The 24247-nt window shown below is 72.2% G+C and carries 20 protein-coding genes; 10 read left to right on the plus strand and 10 right to left on the minus strand.

Features of this window, described 5'->3' with window-relative positions; translation table 11 throughout:
- Positions 1-196 precede the first annotated feature (196 nt).
- Positions 197-673: a MarR family winged helix-turn-helix transcriptional regulator gene (locus ACYUD3_RS03685; RefSeq protein WP_470963345.1), complete on the plus strand. Its 477-nt coding sequence runs from the start codon at positions 197-199 to the stop codon at positions 671-673.
- A 25-nt stretch (positions 674-698) separates the two neighbouring features.
- Here the strand turns inward: ACYUD3_RS03685 and ACYUD3_RS03690 are convergent, their stop codons facing one another.
- Both ACYUD3_RS03690 and ACYUD3_RS03695 read right to left on the minus strand, forming a co-directional pair.
- Positions 699-1688 carry a DUF3048 domain-containing protein gene (locus ACYUD3_RS03690; protein ID WP_470963348.1) on the minus strand — a complete coding sequence of 330 codons (990 nt, stop codon included), beginning with the start codon at positions 1686-1688 and terminating at the stop codon, positions 699-701.
- Positions 1689-1776: 88 nt separating this feature from the next.
- Positions 1777-2847, minus strand: a complete 1071-nt coding sequence (locus ACYUD3_RS03695) for an ATP-dependent DNA ligase (protein WP_470963351.1) — start codon at positions 2845-2847, stop codon at positions 1777-1779.
- 64 nt (positions 2848-2911) lie between these two features.
- Here ACYUD3_RS03695 and ligD point away from each other — a divergent pair, with 64 nt between their 5' ends.
- Positions 2912-3922 (plus strand): non-homologous end-joining DNA ligase, encoded by a 1011-nt coding sequence (gene ligD / locus ACYUD3_RS03700; RefSeq protein ID WP_470963354.1) that lies wholly within the window; start codon positions 2912-2914, stop codon positions 3920-3922.
- Here ligD and ACYUD3_RS03705 read toward each other — a convergent pair.
- Both ACYUD3_RS03705 and ACYUD3_RS03710 read right to left on the minus strand, forming a co-directional pair.
- The gene (locus tag ACYUD3_RS03705; protein WP_470963357.1) at positions 3919-6144 is read right to left on the minus strand and encodes an OmpL47-type beta-barrel domain-containing protein; all 2226 of its coding nucleotides are present in this window, start codon (positions 6142-6144) and stop codon (positions 3919-3921) included. The genes ligD and ACYUD3_RS03705 overlap by 4 nt on opposite strands.
- Positions 6144-8621 (minus strand): ThuA domain-containing protein, encoded by a 2478-nt coding sequence (locus ACYUD3_RS03710; RefSeq protein WP_470963360.1) that lies wholly within the window; start codon positions 8619-8621, stop codon positions 6144-6146. Before ACYUD3_RS03710 ends, ACYUD3_RS03705 begins: the two co-directional genes overlap by 1 nt.
- A gap of 187 nt (positions 8622-8808) precedes the next feature.
- Between ACYUD3_RS03710 and ACYUD3_RS03715 the strand changes: the two genes are divergently transcribed.
- Entirely contained in the window at positions 8809-9768 is a 960-nt protein-coding gene (locus tag ACYUD3_RS03715; protein WP_470963363.1) for a multicopper oxidase domain-containing protein, read from the plus strand.
- A gap of 156 nt (positions 9769-9924) precedes the next feature.
- A complete protein-coding gene (locus tag ACYUD3_RS03720) occupies positions 9925-11121 on the plus strand; it encodes a LacI family DNA-binding transcriptional regulator (RefSeq protein ID WP_470963366.1) in 1197 nt (398 codons plus the stop codon).
- Positions 11122-11214: 93 nt separating this feature from the next.
- Here ACYUD3_RS03720 and ACYUD3_RS03725 read toward each other — a convergent pair whose 3' ends face one another.
- A complete protein-coding gene (locus ACYUD3_RS03725) occupies positions 11215-11997 on the minus strand; it encodes a VOC family protein (RefSeq protein WP_470963369.1) in 783 nt (260 codons plus the stop codon).
- A 340-nt stretch (positions 11998-12337) separates the two neighbouring features.
- Here ACYUD3_RS03725 and ACYUD3_RS03730 point away from each other — a divergent pair, with 340 nt between their 5' ends.
- Positions 12338-12601, plus strand: a complete 264-nt coding sequence (locus ACYUD3_RS03730) for a WhiB family transcriptional regulator (protein WP_470963372.1) — start codon at positions 12338-12340, stop codon at positions 12599-12601.
- Positions 12602-12615: 14 nt separating this feature from the next.
- Here the strand turns inward: ACYUD3_RS03730 and ACYUD3_RS03735 are convergent, their stop codons facing one another.
- The 4 genes from ACYUD3_RS03735 to ssgD all read right to left on the minus strand — a co-directional run bounded on the left by ACYUD3_RS03735 (position 12616) and on the right by ssgD (position 16995).
- Entirely contained in the window at positions 12616-13587 is a 972-nt protein-coding gene (locus tag ACYUD3_RS03735; protein ID WP_470963375.1) for an acyl-ACP desaturase, read from the minus strand.
- A gap of 217 nt (positions 13588-13804) precedes the next feature.
- Complete coding sequence (gene ddaH / locus ACYUD3_RS03740) at positions 13805-14581, minus strand: dimethylargininase (protein ID WP_470963378.1); 777 nt, start codon at positions 14579-14581, stop codon at positions 13805-13807.
- A 126-nt stretch (positions 14582-14707) separates the two neighbouring features.
- Positions 14708-16312 (minus strand): ABC-F family ATP-binding cassette domain-containing protein, encoded by a 1605-nt coding sequence (locus ACYUD3_RS03745; protein ID WP_470963381.1) that lies wholly within the window; start codon positions 16310-16312, stop codon positions 14708-14710.
- Between the two features lie 266 nt (positions 16313-16578).
- Positions 16579-16995 carry a spore wall synthesis regulator SsgD gene (ssgD, locus tag ACYUD3_RS03750; protein ID WP_470963384.1) on the minus strand — a complete coding sequence of 139 codons (417 nt, stop codon included), beginning with the start codon at positions 16993-16995 and terminating at the stop codon, positions 16579-16581.
- Between the two features lie 257 nt (positions 16996-17252).
- On the opposite strand from ssgD, the gene ACYUD3_RS03755 reads away from it, so the two are divergent.
- On the plus strand, positions 17253-17957 hold the full coding sequence (locus tag ACYUD3_RS03755) for an endonuclease V (protein ID WP_470963387.1): 705 nt from the start codon (positions 17253-17255) through the stop codon (positions 17955-17957).
- Positions 17958-18085: 128 nt separating this feature from the next.
- A complete protein-coding gene (gene mmpA / locus ACYUD3_RS03760) occupies positions 18086-18253 on the plus strand; it encodes a morphogenic membrane protein MmpA (protein WP_470963390.1) in 168 nt (55 codons plus the stop codon).
- Positions 18254-18275: 22 nt separating this feature from the next.
- Here the strand turns inward: mmpA and ACYUD3_RS03765 are convergent, their stop codons facing one another.
- Entirely contained in the window at positions 18276-19454 is a 1179-nt protein-coding gene (locus ACYUD3_RS03765) for a saccharopine dehydrogenase family protein (RefSeq protein ID WP_470963392.1), read from the minus strand.
- Positions 19455-19614: 160 nt separating this feature from the next.
- Between ACYUD3_RS03765 and ACYUD3_RS03770 the strand changes: the two genes are divergently transcribed.
- The 3 genes from ACYUD3_RS03770 to ACYUD3_RS03780 are packed head-to-tail and all read left to right on the plus strand — an operon-like array spanning position 19615 to position 24222.
- Positions 19615-20742: a CaiB/BaiF CoA transferase family protein gene (locus ACYUD3_RS03770; protein WP_470963395.1), complete on the plus strand. Its 1128-nt coding sequence runs from the start codon at positions 19615-19617 to the stop codon at positions 20740-20742.
- A 49-nt stretch (positions 20743-20791) separates the two neighbouring features.
- Positions 20792-22006: an acetyl-CoA C-acetyltransferase gene (locus ACYUD3_RS03775; protein ID WP_470963398.1), complete on the plus strand. Its 1215-nt coding sequence runs from the start codon at positions 20792-20794 to the stop codon at positions 22004-22006.
- A 35-nt stretch (positions 22007-22041) separates the two neighbouring features.
- Positions 22042-24222, plus strand: a complete 2181-nt coding sequence (locus ACYUD3_RS03780) for a 3-hydroxyacyl-CoA dehydrogenase NAD-binding domain-containing protein (RefSeq protein WP_470963400.1) — start codon at positions 22042-22044, stop codon at positions 24220-24222.
- Positions 24223-24247: the final 25 nt, after the last annotated feature.

Here is a 24247-nt window from a genome sequence, read left to right on the forward strand (position 1 = left end):
CCTTCTCTCCAACTGCTCAGCGCACTGAGCATTTCAGCGAGGTCGTCCTCACGCTGCCACCGCCGCGACCCCTCGTCAAGACCCTTTCATTGCAGCAGGTCCGACGTGTGATCGTGGTAAAGGTCACTTCTGGATCCAGCGAGTATCGTTCAGTGCACACACCGATTCCAGCGCAGTACGTCCGAGAGGAGCGCCCATGCCTGCCGTGGACCTCAGCACCCACCCCGGGCATCTGGCCCGCCGCCTCCAGCAGGCCCACCACCTGCTGTGGAACACGATGGTCTCGGAGGAGATCACGTCACCGCAGTTCGCCGTCCTCAACGCGCTCGTCCGCGAACCGGGGCTCGACCAGCGGACGGTGGGGGAGCGGGTCGGCCTCGACCGCTCCACCATCGCCGAGGTCGTCACCCGCCTCGGCCGCCGCGGTCTGCTCGACAAGGTCCGCGACCCGCAGGACGGCCGCCGCTCCCTGCTGCGGCTGACCGAGGAGGGCGAGCGCGTGCACCGCAAGCTGGGCGTGCGCACGGCCCGGATGAACCAGGTCTTCCTCGCCCCGCTCACCTCCGCCGAACAGGCGGTCTTCTTCGCGCTCCTCCAGCGGGTCTCCGACGCGGCCGAGGACCTGCGCAACCCGTCCGAACCGGCCCTCGCACGCGATACGAGCGCCCGCTAGGGAGGCCGCGCGCGAAAAGCGAGCGCTAGGAAGCCTTCGCGTACACCACCCACACCTGCCCCTGGGCGAAGTTCACCTGCTTCCCGTCCCCCGTCGTGAACCGCGTCCCGTCCGTCGCCTTCCGCCGCGTCCACGTCACGTCGTACGACCGCCCGCCGCGCAGCACCTTCGCCTTCCCCGAACCCACGGTCTGCGTGTACGGACTCGGATTGCCCAGGACGTCGTGGAGGTGGCTCTTGCGGACCTTGACGTACTGGACGACCACGGTCGCCGGGGTGACGCGGCCCCCTTCGGTCGTACGGGTCGGGGCGCCGTCCATGGCGACCAGCCAGCGGGCCTGGCGCGCGGACCAGGTGAACGTGAAACGGGCCGCCGGATAGCGGACCGTGCGGGTCGAGACGGCGGTGCCGCCCGCGGGCGCGGGGCCGTAGCGGAAGCCGGTCGCCGTCAGCGCCGGGGCGCCCGGGGCGGTGCGCATCAGGCGGGGCGGGCGCAGATAGAGGTTGTGCGGGGCGGTGCGCGAGGAACTGCGGTAGAAGGCGCCCGGCACGTCACCGGGCTGGACCGCGCGCACCGGCGCCTTCCTGATGAGCGGCAGCAGCTTGCGCTGGGCGCCCGAGAAGGCCAGCACCGGGTGGTCGAACTGGCGCAGCAGTTCCAGATCGGACTGCCGCGCGCTGCGCACCGGTCCGATCACTTTCGGAAGCTTCGTGGCATAGACCGCCATCAGCCGGCTCAGCCCGCCCTCGACCGGCTCGACGTACACGACGTCCGCCGCGCCGAGCCCGGTGTGCGGCCGGGCCGCCCGCGCGTTGTCGATCTTCACGGCGAGGACCGGGCGGACGACGGGAGGGGCGCCGTTCAGGGCGTCGTCGGCCGGGGTGCGCGGGGCGGCGGCCGTCGTGCAGCCCGCCGCGAGCGCGGCCGTGAGGAGGGCCGCCGCCGCGAGGGCGTACCGGCGACCGCTGAATGTCCGTCTGTGTGCGAAACCTGCCGTCGGATGAGAGAAACCCACCGTTACACCGCTCCCTATAGGGCCTGCCGAATCGGTCGCAGGTGGCCTTACCCGATCAGATGTGATCGTGCGCGGTGGGTTGCGCCGATCAGGTGGCCGTGCCCAGGATCTCCGCGAGGTCGTACCCCACGGGCTCCTCCAACTGGGCGTACGTACAGCTTCGCGGCGTCCGGTCCGGGCGCCAGCGGCGGAAGCGGGCCGTGTGCCGGAACCGCGCCCCGTTCTCCATGTGGTCGTACGCCACCTCGGCCACCAGCTCGGGGCGCAGCGGCACCCAGGACAGGTCCTTCTTGCCCGACCAGCGGCTCGGCGCCCCCGGCAGCCGCGCCGACTCGTGCGCCGCCGCGTCCCCCCAGGCCGCCCAAGGGTGACCGGCCGCGTCCGCCATCCGCAGCGGCGCCAGCTCCGCCACCAGCTCCGCGCGCCGCGCCATCGTGAACGACGCCGACACCCCCACGTGCTGGAGCGCGCCTTGGCCGTCGTACAGCCCGAGGAGCAGGGAGCCGATCACCGGGCCGCTCTTGTGGAGGCGGTAGCCCGCGACCACCACATCCGCCGTCCGCTCGTGCTTGATCTTGAACATCGCGCGTTCGTCCTGGAGATAGCGCGAGGTCAGCGGCTTGGCGATGATCCCGTCGAGGCCGGCGCCCTCGTACTGCTCGAACCAGCGCGCGGCCAGCTCCGGATCGGTCGTCGCGGGCGCCAGGTGGACCGGCGGCGTCACGCCCGCCAGCGCCCGCTCCAGCAGCGCCCGCCGGTCGCTCAGGGGGACGTCCAGGAGCGCGCTGTCGGCCAGGGCCAGCAGGTCGAACGCGACGAACGACGCCGGGGTGCGCTCCGCCAGCGTGCGCACCCGGGACTGCGCCGGGTGGATCCGCTCGGTCAGCGCGTCGAAGTCCAGCCGCCCCTCCCGCGCGATCACGATCTCCCCGTCCAGCACGCACCGCTGCGGCACCCGCTCCGCCAGCGCCGCCACCAGCTCCGGGAAATACCTGGTCAGCGGCTTGCCCGTACGACTGCCCAGCTCGATCTCGGCGCCGTCGCGGAACACGACGGCCCGGAAGCCGTCCCACTTCGCCTCGTACTGCATGCCCGGCGGAATCCGCGCCACCGACTTGGCGAGCATCGGCTTCACAGGGGGCATCACCGGCAGATCCATGGCTGAAGTCTCACCCGAAAGAAAATGAAATGCCTGATATGCGGGATTCGCCTACCGTGAAGCCATGGGCGACGCGGTCGAGCTGGAAGCGGGCGGACGGACGGTACGGCTGTCCAGCCCCGGCAAGATGTTCTTCCCGGAGCGCGGTTTCACCAAGCTGGACCTCGCCCGCTACTACCAGGCCGTCGCCCCCGGCATCCTGCGCGCCCTGCGCGAGCGCCCCACCACCCTGGAGCGCTACCCCGACGGCGTCGACGGCGAGAACTTCTTCCAGAAACGGGCCCCCAAGAACATGCCCGACTGGATCCCCACCGCCCACATCACCTTCCCCAGCGGACGCAGCGCCGACGAGATGTGCCCCACCGAGGAGGCCGCCGTCCTGTGGGCCGCCCAGTACGGCACCCTCACCTTCCACCCCTGGCCCGTCCGCCGCGCGGACGTCGACCACCCCGACGAACTCCGCATCGACCTCGACCCGCAGCCCGGCACCGACTACACCGACGCCGTCCGCGCCGCCCACGAACTCCGTTCCGTCCTCGACGAGTTCGGCGGCCTGCGCGGCTGGCCCAAGACCTCCGGCGGACGCGGACTGCACGTCTTCGTGCCCATCGAACCCCGCTGGACCTTCACCCAGGTCCGCCGCGCCGCCATCGCCGTCGGCCGCGAGATGGAACGCCGTATGCCCGACCAGGTCACCATCAAGTGGTGGAAGGAGGAGCGCGGCGAGCGCATCTTCCTCGACTACAACCAGACCGCCCGCGACCGTACGATCGCCTCCGCCTACTCCGTGCGCCCCCGCCCGCACGCCCCCGTCTCCGCGCCCCTGCGCTGGGCGGAGCTGGACGACGCCCGCCCCCGCGACTTCGACCTCGCGACCATGCCCGCGCGCTTCGCCGAACTCGGCGACGTGCACGCGGACATGGACGACCACAGGTTCTCGCTGGAGGCACTGCTCGACCTCGCCCACCGCGACGAACAGGACCACGGACTCGGGGATCTGCCGTACCCGCCCGAGTATCCGAAGATGCCGGGGGAGCCCAAGCGGGTACAGCCGAGCAGGGCCCGGGACGACTAGAACTCCTTGATTCTCACGTCCCGGTAGGAGACGACGTCCGTCGTGCCGTGGACCTGGAGTCCGATGTAGCCGGCCGCGTAACGCCGCCCGTCGGTGCCCGGATCGTCGCCGCGCGGCGGCTCGAAGATCTGGCCGCCGGTGTTGTCGAACTCGTTGATCAGCACGCCGTTCCTGAACACCGAGTAGTGCTGGTCGACGACCCGGATCTCGTAGTCGTTCCAGGTGCCCTTCTGCGCCACCTGCGCCCCGGCGAGCCCGACCCGGTCGAAGCCGTACACCGAGCCCGTCTTGTACAGGTCGCCGGTGGGCGAGTCGAACACCTGCACCTCGTGCCCGTACTTGATGGCCACCCACTCCGGGCGCGACTCCTCCGGGTGGTCGTGGACCCACGGGAACCGCACGAACACACCGGAGTTGGCGTTCCCGGCGCCCGGCGCGTCGTCACGCCACTGAAGGCGCAGCGAGAAGTCGCCGTACGTCCGCTCCGGGAACCACAGCATGCCCAGACCCGCCCGGGTGGTGCCGCTGGTGATCGAGCCGTCCGCGTTCAGCGCGAACGAACCGCCGCCCACCTGCTGCCACTTGGCGAACGACGCCGCCGTCCCGTCGAGGATCGGCCGGTAGCCGGCGGTCTGCCCCGGCCTGCCGATCCCGGACTCACGGCCCGCCGCGTCGATCGCGTCGTACTCGCGGCCGTCGACGACACCGTCCCTGAACAGGCCGTCGATGACGGTCTTCACATGCTTCAGGAACAGCGCGTGGGACGTCCACTCCCGCTCGTCCTCGATCAACTCGTTGATCCGGCACCGGCTGTTGGTGATCCGGTTCGGCACCCCCGAGTCGACCGTCCCGACGATCACCGTCAACCGCTCGTCGAACTCAGGGCAGTTGGGCGCCGGAACCTGGCTCGCCACGACGGTGAACGTCACGGTGAGCGCCGCCGAGGTGTTCCCCGCCCGGTCCGTCGCCCGGTAGGCGAGCGTGTGCGTGCCCGCCCGGTCGACGACCAGCGGGGCGGCGTACGCGAGATAGGGGCCGGAGTCCAGCGAGTACTCGATCCGGTCGACGCCCGAACCGCCGTGCTCGTCGGCCGCGCTGACGGTCACGCGCGCCGAACCGACGTACGCGCCCGAGGAGTTGCGGGTCCCGGTGACGGTCACGCCGGTCGTCGGCGGAGTGGTGTCCGGGGTGGCCGCCGCGACGACCGTGAAGGAGACGGACTTGACCGCCGACACGTTGCCCGCCTTGTCGGTGGCCCGGAACCGGAGCGTGTGCACGCCGGTCTGATGGACCATCACCGGCGCGGTGTACTCCTGCCAACTCCCCTCGCCCAGCGCGTACTCGATGGTGTTCACACCCGAACCGGTGTCGGAGGCCGAGACGGTGACGGTCGCCATCGCGATGTACGCGCCGTCCGCGTCGCGTTCACCGGTCACGGCCGCCGAGGTCTCCGGCGCGGCGGTGTCGTCGGTCGGGGGCGCGACGACGGTGAAGGCGACGATCTGCTCGGCCGATACATTGCCCGCCTTGTCGAACGCCCGGTAGCGGAAGGTGTGCTGGCCCACCTGGTCGACGACGACCGGCGCGGTGTACGGCTGCCAGGCGCCGTCGCCGAGGGCGTACTCGATCCGGTCGACGCCCGAGCCCGCGTCGGTCGCGGTGACCGCGACGCTCGCCGAACCGACGTACTCGCCTTGGGAGTTGCGGGCCCCGGTGACCTGTGCGGAGGCCTCCGGGGCGGTGGTGTCCGAGCCGTCGCCCTCGGTGACCGTGAGGATGCCCTGCATCTGGCTGTGGCCGGGGATCGTGCAGTGGTAGAAGTAGCGGCCCGGGGTGAGGGTCACCTCGGCGGTGTAGCGGCCCTTCTGGTCGTCGAACGGGTTGGCCAGGATGTTGAGTTGGACGTCCCCGTTGAACTCGGGGTCGGCCGTCGCGAACGTCAGGGTGTGCGGCATGCCGGTGGTGTTGCCGGTGGCCGCGCTGTTCTCGAAGACGATGGTCGCCTTGCCGGCCACGGCGGTTGTGGGAGCCGACCCGTACTTGGTGATGTCGTCACCGGCGGTCCAGGTCAACACCTGTGTGGCGGCGGCCGGTTCGGGGCGGGCGGCGGCGGGCTGGACGCTCTGGACCCCGAACGCCAGCAGGAGGACCGCCAACAGGGCTGTCAGGGCTCTTCGTCGGTGCGTGAGGCGTTGTGCGGGGTGCCGTTTGAAATCTCGCATCACTGTCCTCCCCGCGCCAGCAGACCTGCCGCCGGCGTCGGTCCGCCGCCCGTGTAAGTGACCCGCCACAGCGCCGACTTGGCGTCCGAGGTGAAGAAGCCCCGCCCGTAGTCGAGGACGTACAGGGCGCCGTCGGGGCCGAACTTCCAGTCCATGAGGTTCTTGATGCCGTCGTTGCCGACCGGCACGATTTTCTTCAACGACTCGGCGTGGACCGGGAGTCCGCCGTCGCCCTGGTTCGCCGGGTCCATGATGACGGCATTGCGCGGCTGGTCGGCGTCGTAGAAGTCGCCGACGAACCACTTGCCGTCCCAGTACGCGGGCCACTTGGCGGCGCCGGTGCTCGCCGGGTCGTAGCGGTAGACGGGTCCGTTCATCGCGGCCTGGCCGCCGCCCTTGAGCCACGGCAGCAGGTAAGTGGCCTGGTCCTGGCGGTAGGAGGGGACGCCGTTCGCGTCGCGCGGGTAGTCCGGGCCGCCGCCCTGGGGCGAGTACCAGATGTTGTTCCCGGTGACCGGCGGCAGGTTGACCAGGCCGTCGTTGTTCGGCGACTCGTTCCTCGGGTGGGCGCAGTCGTACCAGCCCAGCGGCTTCGACGGGTCCGGCAGACCCCGGTCGCGGTAGGGCTGGTTGTTGCCCATGCAGAACGGCCAACCCCGGTTGCCCGCACGGGTGATGGCGGCGAAGGTGTCGTACTTGGCCGGGCCCCAGGTCGGCGACGGATCGCTCGCGTCGGGGCCGACCCAGCCGGCGTAGAGGACGTCGGTCTTCTTGTCGACGAAGATGCGGGCCGGGTTCCTGACGCCCATGACGTAGATCTCGCCGCGCGTCTTGCCGCCGCCCTCGGCGGTCTCCCGGCCGGTGAACAGGTTGCCCTCGGGGAGGGTGTACGTGCCGTCCGGCTCCGGATGGACGCGCAGGATCTTGCCGTTGAGGTTGTTGGTGTTGCCGGCGGTGCGGCGCGCGTCGGCGAAGGAGACGCCCTTGAAGTTCGGCGCCGGGTTGTTGCCGGAGTAACCGTCGCTGAACAGGCTGGAGTTGTTGTCGCCGGTCGCGATGTAGAGGTTGCCCTTGGAGTCCCAGGCGAGCCCGCCGCCCGAGTGACAGCAACTGTGCACCTGCACCGGCCACTTGAGGAGGACCTTCTCGCTGTTCAGGTCGAGCCTGTTCGTCGCGGGGTCCAACGTGAAGCGGGAGACGTACCGTTGGGCGATCCGCGTGTCCCGGTTCAGCTGCGCGTGCGGCGTGTAGTGCAGGTACACCCAGCCGTTGCGCTCGAAGCCCGGGTCCAGCTCGATGCCCAGCAGGCCCTCCTCGACCTTGATGAGTTCGTCGCCGCCGCCCTTGTTGCCGAAGACGCTCAACTCGCCCGCGAGCGTGACCTGTTGGGTCTTCGGGTCGTAGACGTGGAGCTCGCCCCTGCCCTTGCCGATGTCGGGGTCGTTCCAGTCGGTGACGACCGGCCGGGAGGAGTCGGCGCCGCCCCGGCCGATGTACAGCACCCGTCCGTCGGGCGCGGTCACCAGCCCGTGCGGCTCCCCGATCTGGTCGTTCCGGCCCGGCTGGTTGGGCCGGGTGAGCCGTTCGGCCCGGTAGTTCGCGGTGATCGTCGCCTTGCAGTCGGCCTGCGCGAGCCGTGTCGTCCACAGCAGCGCGCCGCGCAGATGCGCCCGGAAGTCGGTCTCGTCGTACGCCGACGCCGTACCGCCCATCGCGGTGTAGAAGGACCGCCCGCCGGAGTAGTCGCGGCACCAACTCACCGGGTGGTCCCAGCCGTTGGCGCCGGCGCCGGGCTGGTACGTCGACTCGCGGACCCGGGCGACCGTGTGCACCTCGCCGGACGGGTTCTTCGCCCAGTTCAGCCACCGGTCGGCGCGCTTCCACTGCACCGGCAGGTCCTTCGCCGCCGGATGCGTCCGGTCGCCCACCTCAACCACGGCCCGCTGTACGGCAGTCGGGCTGTTCGCGGCGGGGCGGGCGCCGATCAGGCCGGTGAACCAGTCGGAGTACGGCTCCGCGCGGGCCGCGTCATGGAGGCCGACGAAACCGCCGCCCGCCTTCATGTAGGCCTCCAGACCGGCCTCTTGGTCGGGGTCGAGGACGTCACCGCCGCCGGTCAGGAACACGATGGCGTTGTAACTCCCCAGCGCGGCACCGTCGGTGAAGACGCGGGCGTCGTCCGTCGCCTCCGTCTCGAACCGCTGCGCCGCCGGACCCGACAAGCCGATCCGCTCGATCGCCGCGATCCCCGCGTCCACGGCCGGCGACTCGGCGCCGGCCGCCGCGGAGCCGTAGAACACCAGCACCCGCACATCCGCCCCGCCCGGCGGCGACTTCACCTTCACCGACAGGTTCCTGACCGGCGCGGCATGGGCGGCGGGCCCGGCCAGCAGCCCGGCCACGGTGACCCCGGCCGTCACACCGGCCGCCCAGATCCGTCGTCTCGCGGTTCTTCTGTTCATCCCTCGTAAGCGCATGGCACCTCCTCGGTCACAGACAGCGCCAAGGAAGCTAGACGGCTTTGCGCCGTGGGCCAAGGCGTACGGTCAGGATCGGGCGAACTTTGTCCTGAACGTGGACGAACTGCCGCCGGGCCGCTACCGTGCCACAGGCTCGGCACAGGTAAAGAACCGTCAGAAACCTTGTCAAAGTGGGGGGTTCGGCATGGACGGGCGTGGCTTCAACCGGCGGACACTGCTCGGCGGCGCGGCTGCCGCGACCTCGCTCACCCTGGCCCCGGCCGTCCCCAGCGCCGCCGTCACGGCCCGCCTCGCCCCGCCCGGCGGCCAGGTCAGACATCTCAAGCTGTACGCCGAGAGACTGCCCGACGGCCGGCTCGGCTACGGCCTCGCGAAGGGCGAGGCGTCCGTGCCCGGCCCGCTCATCGAGCTGACCGAGGGCGACACCCTCCACATCGAGCTGGAGAACACCCTCGACGTCGCCGTCAGCCTCCACGTCCACGGCGTCGACTTCGAGATCTCCAGCGACGGCACGCGGATGAACCGCAGCCAGGTCGAGCCCGGCGCCACCCGCACCTACACCTGGCGCACCCACATACCCACCCGCCGCGCGGACGGCACCTGGCGCTCAGGCAGCGCCGGTTACTGGCACTACCACGACCACGTGGTCGGCACCGAGCACGGCACCGGCGGCATCCGCAAGGGCCTCTACGGACCGCTGATCGTCCGCCGCAAGGGCGACGTCCTGCCCGACGCGACCCACACCATCGTCTTCAACGACATGCTGATCAACAATCAGCCGCCGCACTCGGGGCCCGACTTCGAGGCGACCGTCGGCGACCGGGTCGAGTTCGTCATGATCACGCACGGCGAGTACTACCACACCTTCCATCTGCACGGTCATCGCTGGGCCGACAACCGCACCGGCCTCCTCACCGGCCCCGACGACCCGACCCGCGTCGTCGACACCAAGATCGTGGGCCCCGCCGACTCCTTCGGCTTCCAGGTCGTCGCGGGGGAGGGGGTCGGCGCCGGGGCGTGGATGTACCACTGCCACGTCCAGAGCCACGCGGACATGGGGATGGCGGGGCTGTTCCTGGTGCGGAAGGAGGACGGGACGATTCCGGGGTACGAGGGCGGGCACGGGGGAGGGCACGCGCACTGAGTCCGGTGGGCGGCTCGGGCGGCGGGGTTTCTTCGCGAGCCGGCGGGCCGGGCGGGGCGGGCGGGGCGGGCGGGGTTTCTTCGCGGGCCGACTGGACGGGCGGGTCGGCCGGCCGGGGTGGCTATCCTGAGCGGCAGACCGCCCCGAGGAGCCGATGTGACCGACAGCGCGCCGCGTCCCACGCTGGAGGCCGTGGCCGCGCGGGCGGGGGTCTCGCGGGCGACCGTGTCCCGGGTCGTGAACGGCGCGGACGGGGTGCGCGAACCCCTCGTACGCCGGGTGCGGCGGGCCGTCGAGGAACTCGGGTACGTCCCCAACCAGGCCGCCCGCAGCCTCGTCACCCGGCGGCACGACGCCGTCGCCGTGGTCATCGCCGAACCCGAGACGAAGGTGTTCGCCGACCCCTTCTTCGGGCTCCAACTGCGCGGCATCAGCAAGGAGTTGACCGCCCACGACAATCAGCTCGTCCTGCTGCTCACCGAGGGCAGGGGCGACCACGCGCGGGTGGCCCGCTATCTCGCCGGCGGGCATGTCGACGGGGCGCTGGTGTTCTCCCTGCACCTCGACGATCCGCTGCCGGGGCTTATCAGGGGGGTCGGTCTGCCGACGGTCTTTGGGGGGCGGCCCGGGTGGGGGGACGGGGGCGATGGGAGCGGGGCTGAAGGGGGTGGCTCGGGCGACGGGAGCGGCGGCGGGGCTGAGGGGGGTGGCTCGGGCGACGGGAGCGGCGGCGGGGCTGAGGGGGGCGGCTCGGGCGACGGGAGCGGGCGGGGTGGCTCGGGCGGTGGGGGCGGCTTCGGCGGCCGGGCCGATGCCCCGCTGTACGTCGACAGCGACAACCGGGGCGGTGCCCGGGACGCCGTACGGCATCTCGTCGGCCTTGGGCGGCGGCGCGTCGCGCACATCACCGGGGCCCTCGACCAGACCTCCGCCGCCGACCGGCTCGACGGGTACCGGGACGTCCTGCCCGGCGGCGATCCGGGGCTGGTCGCCGAGGGGGACTTCACGGCGGCCGGAGGGGAGCGGGCGATGCGGGAACTCCTGCTGCGCCGACCGGACTTGGACGCCGTCTTCGCCGCGAACGACCTCACTGCCTCGGGGGCGCTGCGGGTGCTGCGCGCGAGCGGGCGGCGGGTGCCCGAGGACGTCGCGGTCGTCGGCTTCGACGACATGCTCCCCGTACCGGAACAGACCGACCCGCCCCTGACGACCGTCCGCCAGGACATCGAGGAGATGGGCCGCCTGATGGCCCGCCTCCTGCTGCGCCGCCTGGACCGGGCGGGCGGGGTGGGCGAGGGGCCGCTGTCGAGTGTGGTGTTCCCTACGACGCTGGTGCGGCGCGCGTCCGCGTGAGGACCGGTTGCCGTACGGGAGGTTCCGTGCGGCGTTCCGCGTGAAGCCCTGTGCGCCGTTCCGCGTGCTGTCCCGCGTGCTGTTCCGCGTGGTTCAGCCCTCCCTCTCCGCGCCCTTGATCACGGCGAAGCGGGCGCCGCAGGGGTCGGTCAGCTTGGCCATGCGGCCCACCTCGGGGATGTCCATGGGCTCCAGCCGGACCTCGCCGCCCTTCTCGAGCGCGGTCGCGACCACCGCGTCCGGGTCGGTGACCTCGAAGTACGGGAGCCAGTACGGCGTGTCCTCGTCCGGGGCGTCGGACAGCGGCACGAGGCCGCCGAACATCGCGGTCTCGCTCGCGCCCGGGGCGTTGACGCAGGTGTAGGAGCCGCCGGCCATCTGGACGGCGGAGGTCTCGAAGCCGAGGACGGAGCCGTAGAAGGCCGCCGCCGCGATGTCCGGGGTGTACAGCTCGGTCCAGCACAGCGAGCCCGGTTCCGTCACCAGGTCGAGGCCCCGGGTGAGGGCGGGCTGCCAGAGGCCGAAGGGGACGCCCGCCGCGTCGGACAGGATCGCCACCGTGCCCTGCCCCATCACCTCCGTCGGGGGCATCCGCACCTGCCCGTGCGCCTGCTTCGCCGCCTCCGCCGTGGCCCGCGCGTCGCTGCTCCGGAAGTACAGCGTCCAGGCCGGCGGCCCCTGCTCCGGAGCGGTCTGCACCCCGGCCCCCACCGTCTTCCCGGCCAGCTGGAAGAACCCGTACCCCCCGGCCTCCGGGCCCGCCGAGACCCACTCCCAGCCGAAGAGGGCGCGGTAGAACTCCACGGCCCCCTCGATGTCCGGCGTCCCGAGATCCAGCCAGTTCGGAGCACCGTCCACGAAATCCGTCGTCAGCATGGTCACCCTCCTCGCGAAGCGGAACGTCCCGGATCCGACGTACAGCCGAGTCTTGCACCGCCCACTGACAATCGCCCGTCGCTCGGGGGTCGGTGCAGGTCAGAGGGGTATCGGCGCGGAACAGGGCGGGCTCGGGCGGGGCGGCGCGTAGGCCGGCGGACGCGGCCCGGCGGGCTGGGGGGCGGGCTCGTCGTACCCCGGAAAATTCGCCCCGCCCCGCGCGCCGCCGTGCCCCGGCCCCGCTTCCCCCGGCATCATCGAGCCGCCAACCCCCTGCCCGGAGCGGCGTGTTGATGTCTCGTTGATCGAACGTTTTTCGCCGGGCGGCAGGCTTCCGGTCATGGACACGGACACGATGACGCCCGATCTCTCCTGGCAGCAGGAGGCGCTGTGCGCGCAGACCGGGGCGGACTTCTTCTTTCCCGAGCCGGGCAGCTCGGTACGCGACGCGAAGCGGATCTGCGGGCTGTGCCCGATCCGCCGGACCTGCCTCGACCACGCGCTCACCCATGACGAACGCTTCGGCGTCTGGGGCGGGCTCTCCGAGAAGGAGCGCCTCCAGCTCCGGCAGGGCCGTCCCCTGGACGCCGTCAGCTGCGCGTAGGCGCCCTCCCCGCGCTACTTGCCGCGCGCCGCCATCCGCGCCTTGCGCGCCGCCAGCTTCTCGTCGAACTTCAGGGCCTCCGCGTCCAGGCCGCCCATGTAGAGGCCGAGTTCCTCCTGGGCCTGGAGCCCTTCGGGGCCGAGGCCGCCGATCTCCATGACCTTCAGGAAGCGCAGGACGGGCTGGAGCACGTCGTCGTGGTGGATGCGCAGGTTGTAGACCTCGCCGATGGCCATCTGCGCGGCGGCCCGCTCGAAGCCGGGCATGCCGTGGCCGGGCATGCGGAAGTTGACGACGACATCGCGCACGGCCTGCATCGTGAGGTCGGGGGCGAGGTCGAACGCGGCCTTCAGGAGGTTGCGGTAGAAGACCATGTGGAGGTTCTCGTCGGTCGCGATCCGCGCGAGCATGCGGTCGCAGACCGGGTCGCCCGACTGGTGCCCGGTGTTGCGGTGCGAGATGCGCGTGGCGAGCTCCTGGAAGGCGACATAGGCGATGGAGTGCAGCATCGAGTGCCGGTTGTCCGACTCGAAGCCCTCGCTCATGTGGGACATCCGGAACTGCTCCAGCTTGTCCGGGTCGACCGCGCGGGAGGCCAGCAGGTAGTCCCGCATGACGATGCCGTGCCGCCCCTCCTCCGCCGTCCAGCGGTGCACCCAGGTGCCCCAGGCGCCCTCGCGGCCGAAGAGGGTGGCGATCTCGTGGTGGTAGCTCGGGAGGTTGTCCTCGGTGAGGAGGTTGACGACCAGGGCGATCCGGCCGATCTCGGTGACCTTGGACTGCTCCTTGTCCCAGGCCTCGCCGTCCTCGAAGAAGCCGGGGAAGTTGCGGCCGTCGCTCCAGGGGACGTACTCGTGCGGCATCCAGTCCTTGGTGACCTTCAGGTGCCGGTTCAGCTCCTGCTCGACCACTTCCTCCAGCGCGTACAGCAGCCGGGCGTCGGTCCAGCCGGCGGAGCTGCCGAGGTGCGGGGCGGTGATCGTCACGAGAACTCCAGGGGGACGAGAGCGGAGGAGCCGAACGGTCCGGCGAGCGGTGCCGGAACCTACGGGATCGTAGGCTACGAATCCGTAGGTTACGAGACCGTAGGTTAAGGCCGTTGTAAAGATCCCTGATCAGCGGGTTTGAACCGGGGTTCCCCTGGATAGCGCACGGCCCCGGAACGCCCAGGTCCCGGGGCCGATGAGGTGAACCGTTCACCCGTCAGGAGTACAGCTCGCGCAAGCGTACCGAGAGGCAGGTCACACACCCCTCCAGTTTCTCGAACTCGCTGATGTCGACGGTCACCACCTCGTACCCGAGGCCGGTCAGCAGCTCCGCGCTCTGCGGCGCGCTCGCCGCCATCAGCAGCTTGTCGCCGCCGAGCAGGACGACATGGGAGCCGGACTCCTCGGGGACGGACAGGAAACGCGGGAACAAGGAGGGCCGGTCGACGTGGGGGATGTACCCGATGACCGTGCCGTCGGGCAGCGCGGTGACGGCCGACTTCAGATGGAGCACCCGGCTGACCGGGACGGGCACCACGCGCGCGCCCAGGGGCTCGAAGGCGGCCCGCAGCTGCCGTACGCCCTCGGCGTTGGTCCGGCCGCCGCGGCCGACGTAGACCGTGTCGCCCACCTTGAGGACGTCGCCGCCGTCCAGGGTGCCCGGCTCCCAGATCCAGTTCACCGAGCAGCCCAGGCGGGCCACCGCCTCCTCGACGCCCAGGGACTCGCCGCGCCGCGCGAGGGCGCCGGAGCGGGCTATCAGGGCGACGTTGCGGAACATGACGACCGCGTCCTCGACGAACACCGCGTCGGGGCAGTCGTCGGCCGGGTCGACCTCGACGGTCTCCCAGCCGTGCTCCGCCAGCGCCGCGGCGTACGCGTCCCACTGCTCGCGGGCCAGCGAGAGGTCGGCCTTCGACCGTTCGATGTGGGTGACCAGTCCTTCCGCGAGACGCGGGCCGGGGCGGCGGATGAGGGCCTTCTTGCTGGGCACGTCCAGTTCTCCGAATCGGCGGCGGCGCGGGCCGGTGCCCCGGGCGGGGCACCGGCCTGCCATCATGCAGCCCTCGGACACCGGGGCAAAAGGCCTGTTGCCCAGCTGAGATACGGGCGACTCAGATCACTCCGGCCGCCCCTCGCGCAGCCCGCCGTCCAGCTCCAGCCACCGGGTCACCCCGATCGACTCCAGGAACGGCAGATCGTGACTGGCGACGACCAGCGCGCCCTCGTACGACTCCAGGGCCGTCGTCAGCTGGCGCACGCTCGCCAGGTCGAGGCTGTTGGTCGGCTCGTCCAGGAGCAGCAGCTGCGGGGCGGGCTCGGCGAGCATCAGCGCGGCCAGCGCGGCGCGGAAGCGTTCGCCGCCGGAGAGCGTCGCGGCCTTCTGGTCCGCTCTGGCGCCCCGGAAGAGGAACCGGGCCAGTCTGGCCCGGACGCGGTTGTTCGTGGCCTCAGGCGCGAACCTGGCCACGTTCTCGGCCACGCTCAGCCCGTCGTCCAGGACGTCGAGGCGCTGCGGCAGGAACCGCGTCGGCACGTGCGTGCGCGCCTCGCCCGCCGCCGGCGCCAGCTCCCCGGCGAGCGTGCGCAGCAGCGTCGTCTTCCCGGCCCCGTTGCGCCCGACCAGCGCCACCCGCTCGGGGCCGCGCAGTTCGAGGCCCAGGGGCGCGCCCGCGCCGTGCGCCAGCCGCACGTCCAGCAGCGTCAGCACGCTCCGCCCGGCGGGGACGGCCGTGTACGGCAGGTCGACGCGGATCTCGTCGTCGTCCCGCACGGCCTCCAGGGCCTCGTCGAGCCGTTCCCTGGCGCCCGCGAGCCGCTCCTCGTGCAGGATGCGGTGCTTGCCCGCGGACTCCTGGGCGGCCCGCTTGCGCGCCCCCATGACGATCTTCGGCTCGCGCTTCTGCTCCTGCATCTTCTGCCCGTACTTCTTGCGCTTGGCCAACTTGACCTGGGCGTCGGTCAGTTCACGTCTCTGCCGGCGCACATCCGCCTCGGCGACGCGCACGACGCGCTCGGCGGCCTCCTGTTCGACGGCCAGGGCCTCCTCGTAGGCGCTGAAGTTGCCGCCGTACCAGGTGACCTCCCCGGCGCGCAGATCGGCGATCTGGTCGACCAGGTCGAGGAGTTCACGGTCGTGGCTGACGATGACCAGGACGCCCGGCCAGGCCGTGACGGCCGCGTACAGGCGCCTGCGCGCGTGCAGGTCGAGGTTGTTGGTCGGCTCGTCCAGGAGCAGGACGTCGGGGCGGCGCAGCAGCAGCGCGGCGAGCCGCAGCAGGACGGACTCGCCGCCCGAGACGTCGCCCACGGTGCGGTCCAGACCGAGGTGGCCGAGGCCGAGTTCGCCGAGGGCGGCCAGGGCGCGCTCCTCGACGTCCCAGTCGTCGCCGAGCGCCTCGAAGCGGGCCGCGCGGACGTCACCGGCCTCGATGGCGTGCAGCGCGGCCCGCTTGCGCGCGATGCCGAGGGCTTCGTCCACGCGCAGGGCGGTGTCCAGGGTGACGTGCTGCGGGAGGTGGCCGACCTCGCCGGTGACGCGTACGGCGCCCTCGGCGGGGGTGAGGTCACCGGCGATGAGCTTCAACAGGGTCGACTTCCCGGAGCCGTTGACCCCGACGAGGCCGGTGCGGCCCGCGCCGAAGGCGATGTCCAGGCCCTCGAAGACGGGGGAGCCGTCGGGCCAGGAGAAGGAGAGGTCGGTGACAGTGATCGATGGATGCATCAGGGCCTCGCGGTGTGCGCGTGCGGTCAAGGGACGGACGCGTGGGAGACACCGCAAGGCCGGCTCGGATCGCCTGTAAGGGACGGCTCGCATGCCGAGGTCGGACCAGCGCACACAGCACAAGGGGGGATCTGTGTGACGCGGTGTCTTCCGGACCTCAGACGAGCAACGTCCTTCTCCAATCGACGGCAGCAGAAGCCCTTCCACGGTAGGAGGGCTCCCGGCGCGCCGTCAAAGGGATTAACCGCGAGGGGTGAAACCGCAGGTCAGAGCACGTCGCGCATCAGCTCGGCCAGGTCGCGGTCGAGGTCCAGCTGAAGGTGTTCCAGACCGACCGGCACCAGCTCGCCCGTCGCCTCAAGGAACCGCCGCACGTCGGCCGAGCGCACATGGACGACGGCCGTCCCCTCGGGGGCGTGGAACTCCAGCACCGTGCGGTCGTACCCGTACGGCCGCACCCGCACGTCCCCGTGCCCCTCCGCGCGGTGCAGCCCGGCGGAGAGCAGCTCCCGCGCGAAGGTCCAGCACACCTCGACGCCCTCCAGGGTCGCCGGCGCCGGGAACGTCATGCGCACGGCGAACGGATCGGCGCGGTCGTAGTGCAGCGTGGCGGGGATGCTCGGCATCCGAGGCGCGGCGGCGACCAAGCGGGCCTCTACGGGCTGATCGATGACGGTGGACATCGCCTTGCTCCCTTGTGACTGCTCGACGAACTTTCCGTTCGGACGGGGTCGACACTTGATGAGACGCACGAACCCGGGAATCCGTGCACACCCAAAAGGAGTGACCTCGGTCACCGCGGGGGTGGTGCGGAAGCGGACCGGTGGCTCTTCGGCGCGGTACGCGCGCGTACCGTCACCCGGTCCCCTCCCGCGTACGGGAGCACAGCAGGGGCGTGCGCGACCGACGGGCGGGCGCCGTCTCGTAGGCTCGTCCCACCATGACGACCGTACGCACACCCGCGGGCTGGCCCGCGACCGAGGACGAGGCCCGCGCGGTCCAGGACGCACTACGCGCGCGCGTAGTGCTCGACGAACCCGGCCCGCCGCCCGGCACCGGCCGGGTGACCGGGGTCGACGTCGCCTACGACGACGAACGCGACGTCGTCGCCGCGGCGGCCGTCGTCCTGGACGCGGCCACCCTGGACGTCGTCGCCGAGGCCACCGCCGTCGGCCCGGTCTCCTTCCCGTACGTCCCCGGGTTGCTCGCCTTCCGTGAACTGCCCGCCGTCCTCGCCGCCCTGGAGGCGCTGCCGGTCGCTCCTGGCCTGGTCGTGTGCGACGGGTACGGCCTCGCCCACCCCCGCCGCTTCGGTCTCGCCGCCCACCTCGGGGTCCTCACCGGGCTGCCCGCGATCGGCGTCGCCAAGAACCCCTTCACCTTCACCCACGACGAACCCGCGCCCGCGCGCGGGGCGTTCGCGCCGCTGCTCGCCGGCACCGAGGAGGTCGGCCGGGCCCTGCGCACCCGCGCGGGCGTGAAGCCCGTCTTCGTCTCCGTGGGCCACCGGGTGAGCCTGGACAACGCGTGCGCGCACACCCTGGCGCTCACCCCTGAGTACCGCCTCCCGGAGACCACCCGCCGCGCGGACGCCCTGTGCCGCCGCGCCCTCGCGGAAGCCACGGCCCCAGGAGCGCCGGCCTAAGGAACGCCGGCCCAGGGAACGCCAGCCCAGCAGCGGCGGAAAACCTCAGCTCAGGGCGGGAACTGAGTACCCCTCCTGAGTAGTTGTACGGATGGCGGGCCCCCGCCCGTCCCGGCAGCCTGGGGCGCATGACGACCCACCGAGCCCCGACGCACCGCGCCCCGAAGCACCAGACCGGCCCCGGCCCCGACCGCCCGGCCGAACGCGCGGTCAGCGCCGTCCTGGTCCTCGCCGTGCTGGCCGGACTCGCCTGGACCGCCGGCATGATCTGGACCCTCGCCGAATGGCAGAGCTAGGCCCCCGACAGCCGGACAGGACCTAGTCCTTCGCCGCCACCCGGAAGCGGATGCCCGCCTCCTGGAGCCGCCGGGTCAGCGCGTCGCCCATGGCGACCGCCGTCGTGACCTGGCCGCAGGTCGGCGGAAGGGCGTCGAGGGCCAGGCACATCGCGCTCTCGGCGAACATCTTCGCCGTCTCGCCGTACCCGGGGTCGCCGCCCGAGACCTCCGTGAAGACCCGCCTGCCGCCGCCCTGGCCGACGAACCGGACCGAGAACCAGCTGCGGGCCCGCTTCTCCGCGCCAGGCCCCTGACCGGGCTCCAGGCGGCCCGACAGCCAGCGCCGGGCGGCCGGCACCTGCGCCGCCGCGAGCAGCGCGCCCGCGCCCACCACACCGCCGACGGCGACCGGCAGCCGCCGTACGGCCGCGTAGTGGCGGTAGCGGAAGTCGGGGCCGTAGCGGCGCAGGGCCTTCGCCGAGCGGCGTACGACCTGGGGGTCGAGCGTCGGCAGCGGCAGGGCCCAGGCGCCGACCTCGGGGGCGAAGCGCGGGGCGCCGAGCGGGGCGGTGGCCCGGCGGCCCACCAGGCGCGGTTCGTGCCGGCGCCGGTCCCGGGCGGCGGCGGCCATCTGCCGGCCCCGGGCGAGCTGGTTCAGCGCGGACGCCAGGGTGCCGCCCGAGAACGCCGCGTCCGCCGTGACGTACGCGTCCACCGTCAGCGGCACGTCCTGGGGCAGCAGGCCCACCGTGAAGTACGCCCCCAGGTCGTGCGGCACGGAGTCGAAACCGCACGCGTGCACCAGGCGCGCGCCGGTCTCCCGCGCGCGGGCGTCGTGCCGCACGTACGTGAGGTCGACGAACTCCGGTTCCCCCGCCAGGTCCAGGTAGTCCGCGCCGCTGTCCGCGCACGCGGCCACCAGGTCGTCGCCGTACAGCGCGTAGGGGCCGACGGTCGTGGCCACCACGCGCGCCTGCGCGGCCAGTTCGCGCAGGGAGGCGGTATCGGCCACATCCGCGCGCAGGACGCCCACGCGCTCGCCGCCCGGCAGTGATGCGCGCAGCCGCTCCAGCTTCGCCCCGCTCCGTCCGGCGACGGCCCAGCGCAGCTCCTCGGGAGCATGCGCGGCGAGGTGGCGCGCGGTCAGCTCACCGGCGAAGCCCGTGGCCCCGAACAGCACGACGTCATACGGACGATCCGCCTTTTTCAGCCTGCTCATGACACCCCTCTGCCGTGCGGCACGCGCCACTGTCAGTGGCCGAGGCTAGCGTGGAGGTCATCAGGCACAAGCAGGCACCCTGAGGCCTATCCAAGCGCTTGCTCTTGTGCCCGGTGGAACACGTTCCTAGCATCGGCGCAGACGACAGCGAGGGGGCCGGATGACGACGACGCCGCCACAGCAGGGCCCGCTCGCCGGGGTGCGCGCCGTCGAACTGGCCGGCATCGGCCCCGCCCCGTTCGCCGCGATGCTCCTGGCCGACCTCGGCGCCGACGTCGTCCGCGTCGACCGCCCCGCCCGCGCCTCCTTCCCCGGCGTCGACCCCGCCTACGACGTCACCAACCGCAACAAACGCTCCGTCGTCGTCGACCTCAAATCGGACGGAGGACCCGCGCGGGTCCTCGCTCTCGCCGCCCGCGCCGACATCCTCCTCGAAGGGCTGCGCCCCGGCGTCGCCGAACGCCTCGGCGTCGGCCCGGCCGACTGCCACGCCCGCAACCCCCGCCTCGTCTACGGCCGGATGACCGGCTGGGGCCAGGAAGGCCCCCTCGCCCACCGCGCGGGCCACGACATCGCCTACATCGCCCTCACCGGCGCCCTCGGCCTCATCGGCAGCCCCGACCGGCCCCCGCCCGCCCCCGCCAACCTCCTCGGGGACTACGCGGGCGGCGCCCTCTACCTCGTCACCGGCGTCCTCGCCGCCCTGCACCACGCCTGCGCGACCGGCACCGGCCAGGTCGTCGACGCCGCCATCGTCGACGGCACCGCCCACCTCTCCGCGCTGCTGCACGGCACGCTCGCCGCCGGCGGCTGGCAGGACCGCCGCGCCGCCAACCTCCTCGACGGCGGCTGCCCCTACTACGGCACCTACGAGACCGCCGACGGCGGCTACATGGCCGTAGGAGCCCTGGAACCGCGGTTCTACGCCGAGTTCCTCACCCTCCTCGGCGTCCCCGGCTTCGCCGACGCCCGCAAGGACCCCACCCGCTGGCCCCAGCTGCGCGAGGCACTCACCGCCCGCTTCAAGACCCGCAGCAGGGACGAGTGGACGGCCGTCTTCGAGGGCTCCGACGCCTGCGTCGCCCCCGTGCTCTCCCTGACCGAGGCCCCGCACCACCCGCACCTCGCCGCGCGCGGCACCTTCACCGACCACGGCGGCATCACCCAGCCCGCCCCCGCGCCCCGCTTCTCCGCCACCCCCACGACGATCCGCACCGCCCCCGCACAGCCCGGCGCCGACACCGCCGACGTGGCGCGCGACTGGGGCATACCGGAGCTGGAGCCGTGACCGGCCGCCAGCCCCCGCCCCGCCCCACCACACCCGAAAGGCCAGACGAGTGAGCACCGAAGCGTACGTGTACGACGCGATCCGCACCCCGCGCGGACGCGGCAAGGCGAACGGAGCCCTGCACGGGACGAAACCCATCGACCTGGTCACCGGCCTTCTGCACGCCCTCCAGGAACGCCTGCCAGGACTCGACCCGGCCGCCATCGACGACATCGTCCTGGGCGTCGTCAGCCCGCACGGCGACCAGGGCTCCGACATCGCACGCATCGCCGCCCTCGCCGCGGGCCTCCCGCACACCGTCGCCGGCGTCCAGACCAACCGCTTCTGCGCCTCCGGGCTCGAAGCCGTCAACTCGGCCGCCGCCCGGGTCCGTTCCGGCTGGGAGGACCTCATCCTCGCGGGCGGCGTCGAGTCCATGTCCCGGGTGCCGCTCGGTTCCGACGGCGGCGCCTGGTTCAACGACCCGCTGACCAACCTGGCCGCCGGCTTCGTCCCCCAGGGCGTCTCCGCCGACCTCATCGCCACCCTCGAAGGCTTCACCCGCCGCGACGTCGACGAGTACGCCGCCCTCTCCCAGGAACGTGCCGCCACCGCCTGGAAGGAGGGCCGCTTCGACCGCGCGGTCGTCCCGGTCACCGACCGCGCGGGGCTCACCGTCCTCGACCACGACGAGCACCCGCGCCCCGGCACCACCGCCGACACGCTGGCCGCCCTCAAGCCGTCGTTCGCCGACATCGGCGAACTCGGCGGCTTCGACGCCGTCGCCCTCCAGACGTACCACTGGGTCGAGAAGATCGACCACGTCCACCACGCGGGCAACTCCTCCGGCATCGTCGACGGCGCCGCCCTCGTCGCCATCGGCTCCAAGGAGGCGGGCGAGCGGGGCGGGCTCACCCCGCGCGCGCGGATCGTCTCCGCGGCCGTCTCCGGCTCCGAGCCGACCATCATGCTCACCGGCCCCGCGCCCGCCTCCCGCAAGGCGCTCGCCAAGGCCGGGCTGACCATCGACGACATCGACCTCGTCGAGATCAACGAGGCGTTCGCCGCGGTCGTCCTGCGCTTCGTCGGCGAGATGGGCCTCAGCCTCGACAAGGTCAACGTCAACGGCGGCGCCATCGCGCTCGGCCACCCGCTGGGCGCGACCGGCGCGATGATCCTCGGCACCCTCGTCGACGAACTGGAGCGCCAGGACAAGCGCTACGGCCTCGCGACCCTGTGCGTGGGCGGCGGCATGGGCATCGCCACCGTCGTCGAGCGCGTCTGACCCCCTCCCGACGGATCACCGAGAAGGCACCCTCCATGAACTCCACCACCATCCGCTGGGAACAGGACCGCACCGGCGTCGTCACCCTCGTCCTCGACGACCCCGACCAGTCGGCGAACACCATGAACGCCGCCTTCCGCACCTCCCTCGCCGCCGTCACCGACCGCCTGGAGGCCGAGAAGGACACCATCAAGGGCGTCATCCTCACCTCCGCCAAGAAGACCTTCTTCGCCGGCGGCGACCTGCGCGACCTCATCCGCGTCACCCCCGACACCGTTCAGGAGCTCTTCGACGGCGGCCTGGAGATCAAGCGCCACCTGCGGCGCATCGAGACCCTGGGCAAGCCCGTCGTCGCCGCCCTCAACGGCGCGGCCCTCGGCGGCGGCTACGAACTCGCCCTCGCCTGCCACCACCGCATCGCCCTGGACACCCCCGGCACCAAGATCGGCTGCCCCGAGGTCACCCTCGGACTGCTCCCCGGGGGCGGCGGCGTCGTGCGCACCGTACGCCTCCTCGGCATCACCGACGCCCTCCTGAAGGTCCTCCTCCAGGGCACGCAGTACAACGCCCCCAGGGCCCTCCAGAACGGCCTCGTGGACGACATCGCGGGCAGCCGGGACGAACTCCTCGCCAAGGCCCGCGCGTTCATCGACGCCCACCCCGTCTCCCAGCAGCCCTGGGACAGGCCTGGCTACCGCATCCCCGGCGGCACCCCGGCCAGCCCCAAGTTCGCCGCCAACCTCCCCGCCTTCCCCGCCACCCTGCGCAAGCAGACCGCGAACGCCCCCTACCCGGCGCCGCGCCGCATCCTCGCCGCCGCCGTCGAGGGCGCCCAGGTCGACTTCGAGACCGCCCAGCTCATCGAGGCCCGCCACTTCGCCGAACTCGCCGCCGGGCAGACCTCGAAGAACATGATCCAGGCGTTCTTCTTCGACCTCCAGGCCGTCAACTCCGGCGCCAGCCGCCCCAAGGGACCCGCCCCCCGTCAGGTCCGCAAGGCCGCCGTCCTCGGCGCCGGCATGATGGGCGCCGGCATCGCCTACGCGTGCGCGCGGGCGGGCATCGACGTCATCCTCAAGGACGTCTCCGCCGAAGCCGCCCGCAAGGGCAAGGCCTACTCCGAGAAGCTGTGCGCCAAGGCCGTCGCCAAGGGCCGCAGCAGCCAGGAGAAGGCCGACGCCCTGCTGGCCCGCATCACCCCCACCGCCGACCCCGCCGACCTCGCCGGGTGCGACGCCGTCATCGAGGCCGTCTTCGAGGACGCCGGCCTCAAGCACAAGGTGTTCCAGGAGATCCAGCACGTCGTCGACCCCGACGCGCTGCTGTGCTCCAACACCTCCACGCTGCCCATCACCGCCCTCGCCGAAGGCGTCGAACGGCAGCGGGACTTCATCGGGCTGCACTTCTTCTCACCGGTCGACAAGATGCCCCTCGTCGAGATCATCAAGGGCGGGCGGACCGGCGACGAGACCCTGGCGCGCGCCTTCGACCTCGTCCGGCAGATCAGGAAGACGCCGATCGTCGTCAACGACTCGCGCGGCTTCTTCACCTCCCGGGTGATCGGGCGCTTCCTCGACGAAGGCGTCGCCATGGTCGGCGAGGGCATCGAGCCCGCCTCGGTCGAACAGGCGGCGGCCCAGGCGGGCTACCCCGCCAAGGTGCTCTCCCTCATGGACGAACTGACCCTCACCCTCCCGCGCAAGATCCGCGCGGAGTCCCGGCGGGCCGTCGAGGAGGCGGGCGGCACCTGGGACGTCCACCCCGCCGAGGCCGTCATCGACCGCATGGTCGACGAGTTCGGCCGCACCGGCCGCAGCGGGGGCGCGGGCTTCTACGACTACCAGGACGGCAGGCGCGCGCTGCTGTGGCCCGGGCTGCGCGAGCACTTCACGCGCGCGGGCACCGAGATCCCCTTCCGGGACATGCAGGAACGCATGCTCTTCGCCGAGGCCCTCGACACGGTGAAGCTCCTGGAGGAGGGCGTCCTCACGTCCGTCGCCGACGCCAACATCGGCTCGCTCTTCGGGATCGGCTTCCCCGGGTGGACCGGAGGCGTCCTCCAGTACATCAACGGCTACGAGGGGGGCCTGCCCGGGTTCGTCACCCGCGCGCGGGTGCTCGCCGCGACCTATGGAGAGCGGTTCACGCCGCCGGCGCTGCTCGTCGACAAGGCGGAACGGGGGGAGACGTTCACCGGTGGCCCGTCCGGCATGTGAGAAGTGCCGCTCTGTGACCTGGGCC

The sequence above is a fragment of the Streptomyces sp. AMJ-169 genome (assembly GCF_055597585.1).

Excerpts from the sequence above, each read along its gene's own strand:
- ACYUD3_RS03725 (WP_470963369.1), bottom strand. The coding sequence starts at position 11,997 with ATGCTGACGACGGATTTCGTGGACGGTGCTCCGAACTGGCTGGATCTC.
- ACYUD3_RS03685 (WP_470963345.1), top strand. The coding sequence starts at position 197 with ATGCCTGCCGTGGACCTCAGCACCCACCCCGGGCATCTGGCCCGCCGC.
- ACYUD3_RS03710 (WP_470963360.1), bottom strand. The coding sequence starts at position 8,621 with ATGCGCTTACGAGGGATGAACAGAAGAACCGCGAGACGACGGATCTGG.
- ACYUD3_RS03745 (WP_470963381.1), bottom strand. The coding sequence starts at position 16,312 with ATGCATCCATCGATCACTGTCACCGACCTCTCCTTCTCCTGGCCCGAC.
- ACYUD3_RS03780 (WP_470963400.1), top strand. The coding sequence starts at position 22,042 with ATGAACTCCACCACCATCCGCTGGGAACAGGACCGCACCGGCGTCGTC.
- ACYUD3_RS03715 (WP_470963363.1), top strand. The coding sequence starts at position 8,809 with ATGGACGGGCGTGGCTTCAACCGGCGGACACTGCTCGGCGGCGCGGCT.
- ACYUD3_RS03755 (WP_470963387.1), top strand. The coding sequence starts at position 17,253 with ATGACGACCGTACGCACACCCGCGGGCTGGCCCGCGACCGAGGACGAG.
- ligD (WP_470963354.1), top strand. The coding sequence starts at position 2,912 with ATGGGCGACGCGGTCGAGCTGGAAGCGGGCGGACGGACGGTACGGCTG.
- ACYUD3_RS03730 (WP_470963372.1), top strand. The coding sequence starts at position 12,338 with ATGGACACGGACACGATGACGCCCGATCTCTCCTGGCAGCAGGAGGCG.
- ACYUD3_RS03695 (WP_470963351.1), bottom strand. The coding sequence starts at position 2,847 with ATGGATCTGCCGGTGATGCCCCCTGTGAAGCCGATGCTCGCCAAGTCG.
- ACYUD3_RS03765 (WP_470963392.1), bottom strand. The coding sequence starts at position 19,454 with ATGAGCAGGCTGAAAAAGGCGGATCGTCCGTATGACGTCGTGCTGTTC.
- ACYUD3_RS03770 (WP_470963395.1), top strand. The coding sequence starts at position 19,615 with ATGACGACGACGCCGCCACAGCAGGGCCCGCTCGCCGGGGTGCGCGCC.
- ACYUD3_RS03705 (WP_470963357.1), bottom strand. The coding sequence starts at position 6,144 with ATGCGAGATTTCAAACGGCACCCCGCACAACGCCTCACGCACCGACGA.
- ssgD (WP_470963384.1), bottom strand. The coding sequence starts at position 16,995 with ATGTCCACCGTCATCGATCAGCCCGTAGAGGCCCGCTTGGTCGCCGCC.
- mmpA (WP_470963390.1), top strand. The coding sequence starts at position 18,086 with ATGACGACCCACCGAGCCCCGACGCACCGCGCCCCGAAGCACCAGACC.